Origin of the sequence: Aureimonas sp. SA4125 (genome assembly GCF_019973775.1) — a bacterium.
GTDB lineage: Bacteria > Pseudomonadota > Alphaproteobacteria > Rhizobiales > Rhizobiaceae > Plantimonas.
Genome location: NZ_AP025032.1, coordinates 261,500 through 276,159, shown reverse-complemented (window position 1 = coordinate 276,159; position 14,660 = coordinate 261,500). Strand labels below are relative to the sequence as shown.

General features: G+C 64.6%; 14 protein-coding genes. All 14 read left to right on the top strand.

Translation table 11 applies throughout. The features are described 5' to 3' along the window. Positions 1–13: 13 nt before the first annotated feature. The 14 genes from Sa4125_RS01345 (at position 14) to Sa4125_RS01280 (ending at position 14,352) form a co-directional block, all read left to right on the top strand. The gene (locus Sa4125_RS01345; protein WP_224002906.1) at positions 14–712 is read left to right on the top strand and encodes an ABC transporter permease subunit; all 699 of its coding nucleotides are present in this window, start codon (positions 14–16) and stop codon (positions 710–712) included. Then, positions 709–1,533, top strand: coding sequence for an ABC transporter permease subunit (locus Sa4125_RS01340; RefSeq protein ID WP_224002904.1), 825 nt, complete (start codon positions 709–711; stop codon positions 1,531–1,533). Before Sa4125_RS01345 ends, Sa4125_RS01340 begins: the two co-directional genes overlap by 4 nt. Continuing rightward, positions 1,530–2,303: an amino acid ABC transporter ATP-binding protein gene (locus Sa4125_RS01335; RefSeq protein WP_224002902.1), complete on the top strand. Its 774-nt coding sequence runs from the start codon at positions 1,530–1,532 to the stop codon at positions 2,301–2,303. The genes Sa4125_RS01340 and Sa4125_RS01335 overlap by 4 nt, the downstream gene beginning before the upstream one ends. 297 nt (positions 2,304–2,600) lie before the next feature. Beyond that, the gene (locus tag Sa4125_RS01330) at positions 2,601–3,680 is read left to right on the top strand and encodes a serine hydrolase (protein ID WP_224002900.1); all 1,080 of its coding nucleotides are present in this window, start codon (positions 2,601–2,603) and stop codon (positions 3,678–3,680) included. Positions 3,681–3,760: 80 nt separating this feature from the next. Beyond that, positions 3,761–4,771: an alpha/beta hydrolase gene (locus tag Sa4125_RS01325; RefSeq protein ID WP_224002898.1), complete on the top strand. Its 1,011-nt coding sequence runs from the start codon at positions 3,761–3,763 to the stop codon at positions 4,769–4,771. 369 nt (positions 4,772–5,140) lie between these two features. Further along, entirely contained in the window at positions 5,141–6,568 is a 1,428-nt protein-coding gene (locus Sa4125_RS01320) for an FAD-dependent oxidoreductase (RefSeq protein ID WP_224002896.1), read from the top strand. Positions 6,569–6,626: 58 nt separating this feature from the next. Continuing rightward, the gene (locus Sa4125_RS01315) at positions 6,627–7,505 is read left to right on the top strand and encodes a TVP38/TMEM64 family protein (RefSeq protein ID WP_224002894.1); all 879 of its coding nucleotides are present in this window, start codon (positions 6,627–6,629) and stop codon (positions 7,503–7,505) included. Between the two features lie 29 nt (positions 7,506–7,534). Then, the gene (locus Sa4125_RS01310; RefSeq protein ID WP_224002892.1) at positions 7,535–8,413 is read left to right on the top strand and encodes an aldose 1-epimerase family protein; all 879 of its coding nucleotides are present in this window, start codon (positions 7,535–7,537) and stop codon (positions 8,411–8,413) included. Positions 8,414–8,577: 164 nt separating this feature from the next. Continuing rightward, positions 8,578–10,014, top strand: a complete 1,437-nt coding sequence (gndA, locus tag Sa4125_RS01305; RefSeq protein WP_224002890.1) for an NADP-dependent phosphogluconate dehydrogenase — start codon at positions 8,578–8,580, stop codon at positions 10,012–10,014. Between the two features lie 156 nt (positions 10,015–10,170). Continuing rightward, positions 10,171–10,539, top strand: coding sequence for a PRC-barrel domain-containing protein (locus tag Sa4125_RS01300; protein ID WP_224002888.1), 369 nt, complete (start codon positions 10,171–10,173; stop codon positions 10,537–10,539). A gap of 224 nt (positions 10,540–10,763) precedes the next feature. Further along, entirely contained in the window at positions 10,764–10,955 is a 192-nt protein-coding gene (locus Sa4125_RS01295; RefSeq protein ID WP_224002886.1) for an Rmf/CrpP family protein, read from the top strand. 39 nt (positions 10,956–10,994) lie between these two features. Continuing rightward, a complete protein-coding gene (locus Sa4125_RS01290) occupies positions 10,995–11,198 on the top strand; it encodes a hypothetical protein (protein ID WP_224002884.1) in 204 nt (67 codons plus the stop codon). Between the two features lie 306 nt (positions 11,199–11,504). Next, on the top strand, positions 11,505–12,569 hold the full coding sequence (locus Sa4125_RS01285; protein ID WP_224002881.1) for a siderophore-interacting protein: 1,065 nt from the start codon (positions 11,505–11,507) through the stop codon (positions 12,567–12,569). 55 nt (positions 12,570–12,624) lie between these two features. Continuing rightward, positions 12,625–14,352, top strand: coding sequence for an ABC transporter ATP-binding protein (locus Sa4125_RS01280; RefSeq protein WP_224002879.1), 1,728 nt, complete (start codon positions 12,625–12,627; stop codon positions 14,350–14,352). Positions 14,353–14,660: the final 308 nt, after the last annotated feature.

The following is a 14,660-nucleotide window of genomic DNA, read 5'->3' as shown; positions in this document are numbered from 1 at the left end:
AAAGGGTTCTGGCATGGAGATATCATCTTCGGAGTTCTGGGGGTATGCGCGCCAGATGGGGAACGGCGCTGTTGTTACTTTGCAGCTTTTCCTCGCGGGTTTTTCGCTTGCATTCTTACTGGGGACGATCATCGGCATCATCACGCTGTCTCGGAACGTCGTCATACAATCCATCTGGCGCGTCTATTCTTCGATCATCATGGGTGTACCGTCTCTGCTCGTGATCTTCCTGCTCTACTACGGCGGGAGCGCGATCTTGACCGGGTTGTTCGGCATGTCGCGCTCCTTCGACGTCACGCCTTTCGGAGCAGGTCTCGCGGCGCTGACCATTGTGTACGCGGCCTATGTCGCCGAACTCCTCCACGGCGCTGTGCGCAACCTGCCGCGCGGCCAGTTCGAGGCCTGCGCGGCGCTGTCCCTCAGTCCATATCGGACCTGGCGCCACGTCATCCTCCCGCAAGTCACGCGCCTCGCCTTTCCCGGCCTCGTCAATATCTGGCTGATCGTTCTGAAGGACACGCCGCTCGTATCGCTCGCAGGACTGAACGATCTTGTCGCTAACGCCAAGATCGCGGCCGGCGCGACCAACGAGCCCTTCATCTTCTTCATCGCCGCATCGCTGTTCTTCATCCTGTTCAGCGCACTGACGATGCCGCTGGCATCCCGCATCGAAACTCGCTTCAACCGTGGACTGGCAGGAGCAAAATCATGAACGCACTCGTGATTGATTTCGATCTCGTCCAAGATTCCTTTCCCGCCATGCTTGATGGCCTTTGGAACACGATGCTGGTTACGGCGATCGTCATCGCTCTCGGACTTGTCTTCTCCGTCCCACTCACGCTTGCCAGGATGTCGACGAGACGCGTTTTGGCGTGGCCGGCAGCATTTTTCGTCATGTTCTTTCGTGGCGCACCGCTGCTGATCCTGCTCTATCTCGTCTACTATGGTTTCGGCCAGATCCAGTCCCTGCGAGAGGGGCCGTTCTGGTTCATTTTCGGGAGCGCCTTTGCCTGTGCGGTCATCGGACTGACGCTCAACCATCTAGCCTTCATGGTGGACGTGGTCCGCGGCAGCCTGCAGGCGGTTCCGGTCGGCCTTAGTGAGGCCTCGAGCGCGCTCGGCATTTCTCCGAGGGACACCTTTCGCCAAATCCAGCTGCCGCTCGCGATGCGCTATGGGATCAAGGCCTATCAGAACGAGATCGTGATGCTGACCAAGGGCACGGCGGTGATCGGCGTCATCACCATCGTCGACTTGACAGCCGTAGCGAACGAGGTGTTCGAGATGACCTACGATCCGTTCACACCAATGTTGACCGTCGCCGCCTTCTACTGGGTCCTGATCAACGTGATCCGCTTTGGCTTCCGTCGCCTCGAAATCCGCCTCAACCGACATCACGCCGCAGAGGATGCCCGTCGTAATCAGAAGCCGGCTAAGACAAATCTTGCCTCCGATCATTCCAGCCTCCGACCATCCCGCTGGCTTAAGGCCGGACGTACGCTGCTGTCATCGCACAAGGAGCATGCGTTATGACCGTGGGGACGCTTCAGACCGTTCAGCCCGCGGCCTCTTCCGTCGCCGTCAGTATAAGGGGCGTCGACAAATGGTACGGAAAGTTCCGCGCTCTGAACGCCATTGACCTCGAGGTGATCCGCGGCGAGAAGATCGTCGTCTGCGGCCCGTCGGGATCCGGCAAGTCGACGCTCATCCGATGCATCAACCGCCTGGAGCCCCACGATGCGGGACAGATCGTCGTCAACGGCATCGAACTCGACGGCTCTCCGAGCAAGACGCAGGATGTGCGCCTGGAGGTCGGGATGGTCTTCCAGCAGTTCAACCTGTTTCCGCATCTGACGATCCTCGAGAACTGCATGCTGGCACCGCGTCTCACCCGAGGCGCCAGCCTGGAAGCGGCCGAGCGCCTCGCCCGCCGCTATCTCGACCGGGTGCAAATTGGTGAGCAGGCGGGCAAGTATCCAAGCCAACTCTCCGGTGGTCAGCAACAGCGGGTGGCGATCGCCCGGGCGCTCTGCATGGAGCCACGGATCATGCTGTTCGATGAACCGACGTCGTCGCTGGATCCAGAGATGATCAAGGAGGTCTTGCTGGTGATGGAGGATCTCGCCAATGACGGGATCACCATGATTTGCGTGACGCACGAGATGGGCTTCGCCCGTCGCGTAGCGAACCGTTGCGTCTTTATGGACAAGGGGGAGATCGTGGAGTCGGGAACCGCTGACAGCTTCTTTGAAGCACCTCGAAGCGACAGGTTGAAGGCGTTCCTGTCGCAAGTTCTGCATTGACGGAATTTCGTCCGACCCTGAGCAGGTGCCCGAGCCGCATCGGCGTTGCGGTGATCTCGGACATGCTGGCGGAGACCTGCTGGCTATCTTCTTCGTGTCGCTGTTCTTCATCATCGTCCGGTGGGTATTCCGAACGGACACGATGGTTCACTCGAAGCGCTGAGCAACCCGAACCCTTCCGCTTCCGTCGGCACGGCGGAACGATATCGAGCGCTTGCGATCACGGTTTGTCCGCCCCGCCATCACCAAGGGGTGAAAGCGGTGTCCTTTCGCTAGCCACAGTCACATGTGGGACAGATGCAAAGATACCGCATTCCCCTACGCACCCTCGCCGCCGCTACGGCTCTTGGCTTTTCACTCGCAGCTGTCGGATCTTTTCCGTTAACGGCGAAAGCGGCTGAGGAAAGCGTCGAGCAGAAGCGTGCAGCTCTCGCCGGCACCTCGCAAGCGGCGCAAGCACTGCGGCCGCTGAACACCTTACAGGTGTCGGTCAGCGGCGAGCTTCTGCTTTCCGAGGGATACCGCGGTCACCGCACCACGGTGCCGGCGAACATCAAGTCGGCCTCCAAATCGATCGTCTCGGCATTGGTCGGGATCGCCATCGACAAGGGCATGCTGAGCGGGACCGACCAAAAGATCGCTCCGCTGTTGAAGGACGAGCTTCCGGCTGATCCAGATCCGCGCCTCGCCCAGGTGACGATCGGCAACCTCTTGTCGATGCAGGCGGGTCTCGAACGGACGTCCGGGCCGAATTATGGTTCCTGGATCTCCAGCCGCAACTGGGTGCGCGCTGCGCTCGCGGCACCCTTTGTCGATGATCCCGGCGGCTCGATGCTCTACTCTACCGGCTCGACGCATCTGCTTTCGGCCATTCTCACCCGTGCGAGCGGTAAGAGCACGCTGGCACTTTCCCGGGAATGGCTGGGTAAGCCGGCAGGCGTGACGGTCACCGACTGGGAGCAAGACCCGCAGGGGATCTATCTCGGCGGGAACCAGATGGCGATGACGCCCCGTTCGCTGTTGGCCTTCGGCGAACTCTATCGCAATGGCGGTCGCAGCCCCGATGGCACGCAGGTCATCCCCACGGACTGGATTGCTGAATCCTGGGAGCCCCGTACCCGATCGCGGTTCTCCGGCGAGGCTTATGGCTACGGCTGGTTCCAGGCGAATTTCGGCGGATATGTCGGCCATTACGGTTGGGGCTACGGCGGCCAGATGATCTACGTCATCCCCGACCTCGCCCTTACCGTCGCCATCACCTCTGATGAAAGCGGCCCTTCTGCCCGTACCGGCTATAAGGATGATCTGCATCGTCTGGTGGCGGAGCAAATCGTCCCTGCGATCGCGGCTGGACGCAGCACGCCGAGTGAGGGCTAACGCCCTCTAGCGCGTGAAGTCCGGCGTGCGATGGACGCGCGGCAGTCGCCGACATCCCCCTGCCTGGAGTGGAATAAATCATGAAGTCGCCCGCCTTTGCCTTTGCCTTTGCCTTCGCCACCCTTGCTTGGGGGCTGACGGCCGGAACCGCCAAGGCGGATGCCCTCCTCTCGGATTTCGTATATCCGTATCCGGTCGAACGCTTTGACTTCGTCTCACAGGGTCAGGCGGTGACGATGGCCTACATGGACGTCGCCGCAGCCTCGCCGAGCGGCAAGACCGCGGTTCTTCTCCACGGCAAGAATTTTTGCGGTGCGACCTTCAAGTCTCAGATCGAGGCGCTGACCGGCGCGGGATATCGCGTGATCGCCCCCGATCAGATCGGCTTCTGCAAGTCGTCGAAGCCGATGGGTTACCAGTACGGTTTTCACCAGCTAGCCGCCAACACCCATGCGCTGCTCGCCAAGCTCACGGTCGCCTCGCCCATCGTGGTTGGCCATTCGATGGGCGGCATGCTCGCGGCTCGTTATGCGCTGATGTACGGCAGCGAGACGAGCGGTCTCGTGCTGGTCAATCCGATCGGCCTCGAGGACTGGCGCGCCAAGGGCGTACCAGAAAGCACCATCGACCAACTCTTCGCCGAGGAAAAGCAAAGCAGCGCCGAGTCGATGAAGGCCTACCAGCAGACGACATACTACGCGGGCGAATGGGAGCCCGAATATGATGTATGGGTCGACATGCTGGCCTCGATGTACGCCGGGCCCGGCGGCGAGATCGTCGCCTGGCACCAGGCCCTTACCTCCGACATGATCTTCAACCAGCCAATCGTCCACGAATTCGGCCAGCTCACTGTTCCAACGGCGCTTCTGATCGGTGAGAAGGACAACACGGCGATCGGCAAGAACCGGGCGCCAGCCGAGCTCAAGGCGCAACTCGGCAACTATGCCGTTCTGGGCGCCGAGGCCGCGGCCGCGATTCCAGGCGCGACCTTAGTGACATTTCCGGAACTCGGCCATTCGCCGCAGGTCCAGAACCCGGGGCAGTTCAACGCGTCGCTCCTGAAATCAATCGATGATTTCGCAAAGCGCTGAGCGTGGCCGCTGAAAAACTGAACGCGGAGCGGGGGTCGGCGAGGCGCTGAGATACGCCTTCCAGCCATGATATCATACTGGCTGAGCGCCCACTCAGGGCCGTCAAGGGCGGCCCGCAAAGAGGGGCGGCGGCTGAAGGCTTCTTCGGCGATACGCGTATTTTCGGCGGCCCGGAGAGCATCGACACCCATACAGCATCGGTTCCACGCGATGGGAAGGCCTGCACGCGATTCCCTATCCTCATGACGGCAGAGATATCGAGGGGCCTCGACAAGCCGCTCGAAATGGCGATGTTTCGTCTGCCGCCGGTGCCGGCCGGGCCAGTTATGCGGGTTCGGTAGGGGCACCGTCCGCCCCGGGAGATGAGGGATGAGCGAGTTGTACGATCTGTGCGTCGTCGGCGCCGGATCAGCCGGACTTTCTGTAGCGGCCGGCGCTGCCCAGCTCGGGCTGCGGACGGTGCTGGTCGAATCGGGGCGCATGGGCGGCGACTGTCTCAACACCGGCTGCGTGCCATCGAAGGCGTTTCTGGCGGCGGCGAGGCTGATGCACGCCCATCGTCATCCCCATCTCGCGATCGTTCCCCCGCACGACCTCGAGGCGCAGCGGGAAACCGTCAACGCACATGTCCGCGGCGTGATCGCGACCATTGCCCCGCACGATTCCGTCGAGCGATTTGAAGGCCTCGGCGTGCGTGTCATCCGGGGGCGGGCAAGTTTTCTCGACAGGTCCCGCATCACGGTTGCCGGAGAAACGATCGAAGCGCGAGACTTTGTCGTCGCCGTCGGGTCGAGCGCGGCGATCCCCGAGATCGCGGGGCTCGACCCGACGAAAATCCTGACGAACGAAAGCCTCTTCGACGTCGAGACGGTGCCTGAGCATCTCGTCATCATCGGTGGGGGGCCGATCGGCATCGAAATGGCCGAGGCCCATCGCCGCCTGGGCTCGCGCGTCACCGTCGTCCAGCGAGGTCGTATCCTTCCGAGGGACGAGCCCGAACTCGTCGACGTGCTCCGGCAGAGTCTTCGCGCCGAAGGCGTCGAGATCCTGGAATCCGCCGAAATCCTGTCGGTCCGGCACGATGCCGATCGACATGTCGTCGAGATCTCGGCCGGCGGCGCGGCGCGCTCGATCACGGGGTCGCACATTCTCGTCGCCACGGGCCGTCGGGTGAATCTCGAGGGTCTGGGCCTCGAACAGGCGGGCATTGCCCGTGGGGACAAGGGCATTGAAACAAATTCCCGGCTGCGCACGAGCAACCGCCATGTCTACGCCATCGGCGACTGCACCGGCGCGCCAAAATTCACTCACGTGGCCGGCGACCATGCCGGCATCGTGATCCGCAACCTTGCCTTCCGCCTGCCGGCCAAGGTGGATTACCGCGCCCTCCCCTGGGTGACCTATACCGACCCGGAACTTGCCCATGTCGGCCTCACGCTTGCCGAGGCGAAGGCGCGGCACGGTGACGGCGTCCGGAGCCTGATCCGGACGCTGGGCAGCGTCGACCGCGCCGTGGCGGAGGGTCGCAGCGAGGGAATGCTGAAGCTGGTCGCCCTTCCCAATGGCCGCATCCTCGGCTGTTCCATCGTCGCGCCAGGCGCTGGCGAGATGATCGGTCTCTGGTGCCTGGCGATCGAAAAGAACATGAAGCTGCGCGATCTCACCTCTCTCGTCCTGCCCTACCCGACCTTTTCCGAAATCTCCCGGCAGGCCGCCAGCGAGTGGTATCGTCCTGCTCTCTTCAGCGAACGGACGCGGCGCCTCGTCAGGATCCTCCGCAGGCTGCCGAACTGGTAGACCGATATACCGCCGACGGAGATCGCCGCCGCTTTCCCTCGCAATCGAAAGACGTTGCATGCCCCGTCGCGGATGGATCCTTCTCGCTTTGGTCGCCGCCGTCACGCTGACGGCGTTCTTTTCGGGCGTCGTGGATTTTCTCGGCATCGATGCCGTGAAGGCGCGGCGCGCCGAACTTCTCGCGATGGTCGAGGCGCGACCGCTTCTGTCCGCGGCGGCCTTCATGGCAGCCTATGCCCTCATCGTCGCGCTGTCGCTTCCGGCCGCCTCGGTCATGACGCTTCTCGGCGGCTTCCTATTCGGGACGCTTCTCGGGGGAACGCTGACGGTGGTCGCAGCGACGATCGGGGCGACGGGGATCTTTCTCGTGGCGCGCTCTTCCTTCGGCGGCGCGCTGCGCGAGAAGGCCGGGCCGCTCGCCAAGCGGGTCTCGGCGAACATTCATGGCAATGCGTTTGAGTATCTTCTGGTGCTGCGGGTCGTCCCTGTCTTCCCTTTCTTCCTCATCAACATTCTGCCCGCGCTCTTCGGCGTCAGTCTCAGGACCTTCATTCCGGCGACATTCCTCGGCATCATTCCCGGCACCTTCATCTATGCCCATCTCGGCCGCGAGCTCGGCACGATCTCGAGCCTCGACGACCTCCTGTCCGCCGAGATTCTCGTCGCTTTCGGACTCCTTGGCGTCATCGCGCTTCTGCCGGTCGGCTATCGCCGGTGGAAAAAGGCGCGGGCGCCGTCGACCACGCTTGTTGCCCTCTTCCTGGCGACGATGGTCTGGCAGGGTCCAGGCGGCGAACGGAGCCGCACCGCGGACCTGCATCAGGCCCCGGTCGTCGCCGGCGATCGGCAGCTGCGTCTGGCCGGTCGACCGGCAGTCCTCCAGGCTCCGATCCTCGGCCGTGCCGAGGAGATTGCGCCGAGGGCTCGGCCCGTGTGAAAGGGGAGGCACCCCGGGGGAGGAACGGCATGAGCGAGCATTACACCATCGAAACGGCCGGGATCGGCGCAACCGTCGCGGCCGACGGGGCGGAACTCGTCAGCCTGAAGGACGCGGCCGGCGCGGAGCTTCTTTGGCAGGCCGGACCGGAATGGCCGCGGCATGCGCCCGTGCTGTTTCCGATCGTCGGCCGGCTTGCCGGCGACACGCTGCATCATGCCGGCAAGGACTACACCATGAACCAGCACGGCCTTGCTCGCGACAGTGCGTTCGCGCTGGTCGAGCAAGGTCCGGATCGGCTCGTCTTCAGGCTCACCGACAGCGCGGCGAGCCGAAGCCACTATCCCTTCGCCTTCGTCCTCGACATGATCTACGTCGCCAGCGGCGCGAGCCTTTCGGTCACGGCGCGCGTCTCCAATCCGGGCGAAACGATTTTGCCCTGCGGCATCGGCGCCCATCCCGGCTTCCGCTGGCCGCTGGTCGACGGCATCGCCAAGGAAGCGCATGTCCTGGAATTTGCGACTGAGGAAACCGGGGTCGCGCTGTCGGTCGAGGGCGGGCTGCTGGGCGCGCCAAAGCCCCTGCCCTTCGACGGCCGTGTCCTCCCCCTTGCCGAAGCCATCTTCGCCCGCGACGCGCTGGTCATGCCCGACGTCGTCAGCCGCTCCGTGCGCTTTTCAGCACGATCACCCGAGGGTGAGACCGTCCGGTCGATCACCGTCGACTGGGAGGGCTACCGCGATCTCGGCATCTGGTCGAAGCCGACAGGCGCGCCGTTCCTGTGCATCGAGCCATGGTTGAGCATGGCAAGCCCGGTCGGCTGGGACGGGGACTTCGCCGACAAGCCCGGCCTCATGCATCTCGCTCCCGGCGAAAGCCGCGACCTCGTCTGGCGCGTGACGATCTAGCGGCCCCCCGAGCCGCCTTGCCGGGGGTATCGGGCGGCCTTAATACGTGGCGTCAGTCGTCCTCGGACCGTCATCCGGGGCACGACCCTCTCGTCGGCGAGGGCATGTGCCGGAACGGCCAAGACAGCGTGCGACGACGCCGCGAATGTCCCAAGGAGATGATCATGACTTCCCAACCGGCGGATATCGGTGTGCTCGGTCTCGGCACGATGGGCGCCAATCTGGCGCTGAACATTGCCGAGGAAGGCTTTGCCGTGGCCCTCCACAACCGCACGACGGAGAAGGCCTTCGACCTGCGCGAGGACAATGCGGCGCTCGCCGACAACCTTCTGCCGACCGAGACGATCGAGGACTTCGTCGCAGGCCTGAAGAGCCCGCGCGTCGTTCTGTTCATGGTCAATGCCGGCGCGCCGGTGGACGAGCAGATCGACCTCGTCATGCCTCTGCTGTCGCCAGGCGACATCATGATCGATGCCGGCAATGCCGATTTCAACGACACCGTACGCCGCACGAAGCGCGTCGAGGGCTCGGGCATCCACTTCGTCGGCATGGGCGTCTCCGGCGGCGAGCTCGGCGCGCGACATGGACCCTCGATCATGGTCGGCGGCGAGGAAAGCGTGTGGCGGCAGTTGCGGCCAATTCTCGAGCCGGTGGCGGCCCAGTACCATGGCGAGCCCTGCGTCGCATGGCTCGGGACAGACGGCGCCGGCCATTTCGTGAAAACCATTCACAACGGCATCGAATATGCCGACATGCAGATGATCGCCGAAGTCTACGGCATCCTGCGCGACGGCCTCGACCTCAAACCGGACGCGATGGCCGCGATCTTCGCCGACTGGAACACGCGCGGCCTGTCCTCCTACCTCATCGAGATCACCGCCGCGGTTCTCGCCGAGACGGACCCGGACACCGGCCGGCCGATGGTCGACGTCATTCTCGACGAAGCCGGGCAGAAAGGCACGGGACGCTGGGCCGTGATCGAGGCGCAAAAGCTTGGCATCGGCGCGACGACGCTGGAGGCGGCCGTCTCGGCGCGCGGCGTTTCCTCCCGCCGGACCGAGCGCCAGAGCGCCGCCGGCCTTTATAAGCACGTCGCGCCCGCGGCCTCGGGCTTTGCCGGCGAGAGCGCAGGCCTATCCGAACTCGAAGATGCGCTCGAGACCGCCAAGATCATCGCCTATGCGCAGGGCTATGCCACCATGGCCGAGGCGTCGACCGTCTTCGGCTGGAACCTGCCGCTCGGCGACATCGCCCGCATCTGGCGCGCCGGCTGCATCATCCGCTCGCGCTTCCTCGACGACATCGCAAAGGCCTTTGAGACCGGCGGAACGGTCGTGAACCTCCTGCAGGCGCCGAGTTTCGTCGAACGCGTCGCCAGGGGTCAGGCGGCGTTGCGCCAGGTCGTTTCCAAGGCCGCGCTTGCCGGGATCCCGGTCCCGGCGCTGTCTGCCGCGCTCGCCTATTTCGATGACTACCGGCGCTCGCGCGGTACCGCCAACCTCATCCAGGGACAGCGCGACCTTTTTGGCGCTCATACTTTCCACCGCCTGGACAAGGACGGCACGTTCCACCACCAGTGGCCGGCCATCCAGGACAGCTGAGGCAGGCCCTGACTTGCCGGAGCCTGCGGGGCGGGCCGGGCAGGCCGTGGGCGGCACCGCGGAAATCTCTTGGCGAGGCCGGGTGGCAAACCGGAACGTTGCCGGGGGCGAGCCCGTTACACTCCTGAACCCATTAAGGGAAATCAGGAGGTTACAATGTCCGACACGGTCGCTCCCAGCAATATCGAAGCCAGCCGCGTGACCAACACGCATGTCTACAATCGCGCCGGCGAGCATCTCGGCGAGATCTACGACGTCGTCATCGGGAAACGCGACGGGCGCGTGAAATACGCCATCATGTCGTTTGGCGGCTTTCTCGGGATCGGCGAGGAGTATCATCCACTGCCGTGGGATCAGCTCGACTACGACGAGGCGAAGGGCGGCTATGTCGTCGATATCGACCGCGACCGGCTGGAAGGCGCGCCGCGTTATGCCGCGGCCAGCCGTCCCGACTGGAACGACCGCGACTATGGCCGCCGCGTCGACGACTATTACGGCTCGCCGCATCTGCCGGCGACGATCTGACATCCTTTGACCCGCCGAACTGAGGACGGCCCCGCTCGGGGCCGTTCGCGTCTTCCCGGCATGTTGGTCGCAGCGGCCGTCGTCGGCGACACCACTTTTCTTGACTTCAGACCATTCCGCTGCAGATTCGTGACAGGGCCGGATTGCCGAACCCGAATTCGGTCACCGACAATCCTTTATGGAAGCTGCCGGCCCTTTGCATAGATATTGCGGAGGAGACGATCATGCGCACCGATGCACGAGACCAGGGTCACTTGGCATTCACCAGTAACCTACCGATGTCCGCCTGTGGCTATCCGATCGGCTCGACCCTCAGGGCCGAGTGGATGGAAGGTTGGAACAGCGCACGCAATGCCCGGCCGACGACGTCGACCCAGCAGGCGGCCGAGGGCAGCAGCCCCAAACAGTCCGGCTGAACCGCCCAAAGTCAGAAAACTGTGAGGAGGAGCCCTGGGATGACCGATACCGGCAAGACACGGTCCAACGCGCCGCCACTCGAAAAGGCGATCGGTCTCGGCAAGGGCCGGCTGAACGATATCATCGGCGCCGACGACTATGAATTCGGGGCCGATGAGGCGGCCGTCGGCATGCCCGGCCAGCCGACGACGCAGCATCCCCAGGCCAGCGGCCCCGGCCGCGCAGGTCCCCCGCGTCGCTGACAGCTCGGTTGGCGCGCCGTTTGAGATTGAAATGGCTGGGCATGGCCGGCCGAAACACGATCGGATGAGAGCTGCTCCGGTTCGGGCGCGGTAGCGTGCAACTCTGGACCATCCGCAAAGGTGCCGCTGTTTGCGATACCGCAGTCGCTGTAGTGCTCTCTCGGAATTCGTCTGTGAACTGCCGATTGCGGCGGATGTCCTCGTCCTGCGCGCCTCAGCCAAGGCTAAACTTGACAATTTACATCATGAATTATAGCGCAGAGGCCTGCCGCGGTCGTCGACCGGGCCCCTGTAACGGAATATCGCATGTTGAAGGCCCGCTCGACGATCTTTCTGGCTGACGCCGCGACGGTCCACGACAAACTCTGCGACCATATGACCGAGCATTGCGTGGTCGAGCGCGCGGCGACGCGCTCGACGATCACCTTCGAATACGGCACGGCGGAGGTCGAGGTCCTCGGCGACCGGCTCACGGTCGTAGCCGTCGGCGACGACGAGACGGGCCTGTCCTACGTCAAGATGGGCATCGTCTACCATGTCCGTGCCTTTGCCGAGCCTGAAGTGCTCGACATCACCTGGAAAGGGGACGGCAATGGCCGCTCCCCGGCGTTCTTTCGGGAAATGCGCGTCGTGCGCACCTTGGACGTGACGCCGCGCATGCGCAGGGTGGTCCTGACCGGCGATGACCTCGGGCGCTTCGCCAGCGACGGGCTGCATGTGCGGCTGATCTTTCCCCCCGCCGGGCGCCAGCCTGTCTGGCCCTGGCTCGGCGAAGACGGCTGCCCGATCTGGCCAGTCGGCGAAGACGAACTCACGGCCCGCATCTACACCATCCGCCACGTCGACCTGGAAACTGCCGAAGTCTGGATCGACATCCTGCGTCATGACGGCGACACGACGCCGGGCTCGCGCTTCGCGATGACGGCAAAGCCAGGCGACCGCGTCGGCATGACCGGGCCGAGCGGACGGATGCCGAAGGCGGAGCAGCTCCTCCTCCTCGGCGACGAGACCGCGCTGCCGGCCATCGCCCGCATCCTCGAAGCCCTGCCAAGGAGCGCGCGCGCAAGGGCCGTGATCGAGGTCGCCGGCCCGGACGAGGAGCAGACGCTGCGATCGGCCGCAGACGTCAGCATCGAATGGCTGCACCGCGAGGCCCCCCGCCCGGGCGCCCCGAAGGGGCTTGCCGACGTCCTCGACGGGGCCGAGGGCCTCGAGCCCGATACCTATGTCTGGGCGGGCTGCGAGTTCACCGATTTCCGGCGTTTGCGCAAGCGTGTGCGGACGGAATGGAAACTGCCGCGTGACAGGCACCACCTCGTCGCCTATTGGCGCAAGGGCGCAGCCGGCGAAGAGGCACGCGCGGACGCCTGAGGCGTCAGTGACAGGACGGCAGTCCGCAACGGGCGGCCAGGACAGGACCGACCCCATGCTCGCCCGCTTCTTCTCCTATTACACCCCCTGGCGGGGCCTGTTCCTGCTCGACTTCGGCTGCGCCGTTCTCGCCGGCCTCCTCGAGCTCGGCTTTCCCATCGCGGTCAAGGTCTTCGTCGATGACCTTCTGCCGGGCAACGACTGGTCGCTGATTCTCCTCGCGTCGGCCGGGCTCCTTGCGATCTACGTCTTGAATGCCGGGTTGATGGGCGTGGTGAACTACTGGGGCCACATGCTCGGGATCAACATCGAGACCGAGATGCGCCGCAGAGCCTTCGACCATCTGCAGAAACTCTCCTTCGGCTATTTCGACAATCAGAAGACCGGCCACCTCGTCGGCCGCCTGACCAAGGATCTCGAAGAGATCGGCGAGGTGGCCCATCATGGCCCGGAGGATCTCTTCATCGCCGTCATGACCTTCATCGGCGCCTTCGCGCTGATGGTCACGGTACATGTCGAACTGGCGCTCATCACCGCCGTCGTCGTGCCCTTCGGCACCTTCGTCACGACCCGCTACGGCAACCGGATGACGCAGGCCTGGCATACGATCTACGGCTCGGTCGGCGACTTCAACGCCCGGATCGAGGAGAATGTCGGCGGCATCCGCGTCGTCAAATCCTTCGCCAACGAGGACCACGAGCGGGCGCTGTTCGCCGTCAACAACCAGAACTATCGCGCCCGCAAGCTCGATGCCTACCGCATCATGACCGCCAGCCAGTCGCTGAACTACCTGTCGATGCGCCTGACGCAGGTGATCGTCATGGTCGCCGGCACCTGGTTCGTCATGGCCGGAGATCTGTCGATCGGCGGCTTCATCGGCTTCCTCCTCCTCGTCAACGTCTTCTTCCGTCCGGTCGAGAAGATCGCCGCGGTGCTCGAGACCTATCCCAAGGGGATCGCCGGCTTTCGCCGCTACACCGAGTTCCTGGACACCGAGCCCGACATCGTCGACCGCCCCGGCGCCGTGGCCCTCGGCGCGGTGCGCGGCGACATCGCCTTTCGCGGCGTGCATTTCAGCTACGCGCGCGGACGCGAGGTCTTGCGGGGCATCGATTTTGCCGTCGCGTCCGGCGAGACCGTCGCCTTCGTCGGCCCGTCCGGTGCGGGCAAGACGACGATCTGCTCGCTGGTGCCGCGCTTCTACGACGTGACCGAGGGGGCGATCCTCGTCGACGGCATCGATATCCGCGATATCCAGCTGGCCTCGCTGCGCGCCGAAATCGGCGTCGTGCAGCAGGACGTGTTCCTCTTCGGCGGCACGGTGCGCGAGAACATCGCCTATGGCCGCCTCGGCGCCAGCGAGGCCGAGATCAGGTCCGCCGTCGACAAGGCGCATCTCACCGCCACTATCGCGGCTCTGCCGGACGGCATCGATACGGTCGTCGGCGAGCGCGGCGTGAAACTGTCCGGCGGACAGAAGCAGCGCCTGTCGATCGCCCGGATGTTCCTGAAGGATCCGGCGGTGCTGATTCTCGACGAGGCGACCTCCGCGCTCGACACCGAGACCGAGCGCGCGATCCAGGCCTCGCTGGCGGAACTGGCCCGCGGCCGCACGACGCTGATCATCGCCCACCGCCTGTCGACCGTCCGCCATGCCGACCGCATCGTCGTCGTCGCCGACGGGCGCATCGTCGAGGAGGGCTCACACACAGCGCTTCTCGCCAGAGGCGGCGCCTACGCCCGCCTCGTCGCGGCGCAGGACACGCTCGTCGCGGCGGAGTGACGGACGCGAGGACATCTGCAGATCCGCATAAGCCTGGCGGATGCTTTGACGGCTCGACAGCCTGAGACGACTGTGATCGCACCCGGAGCTGGGTCATCGTGCGGGCGCTCCGGTCGTAGCTCGTCGGCGAAGGGGAGGATATTCTGTCCATACGCCGGGGACGAGAGCAGATCGCCGCCGGGGAGTCGCACGACATGGACGATGTCCTGCGCGACCTCGAGGCCCTCGTGGCGGGTAAGGCTTCCTGATGCGCGTCCGCCTCTCCGGGGAGGCGCGAAGACGAATGCGCCCGCCGCGGTTTGCGGCGG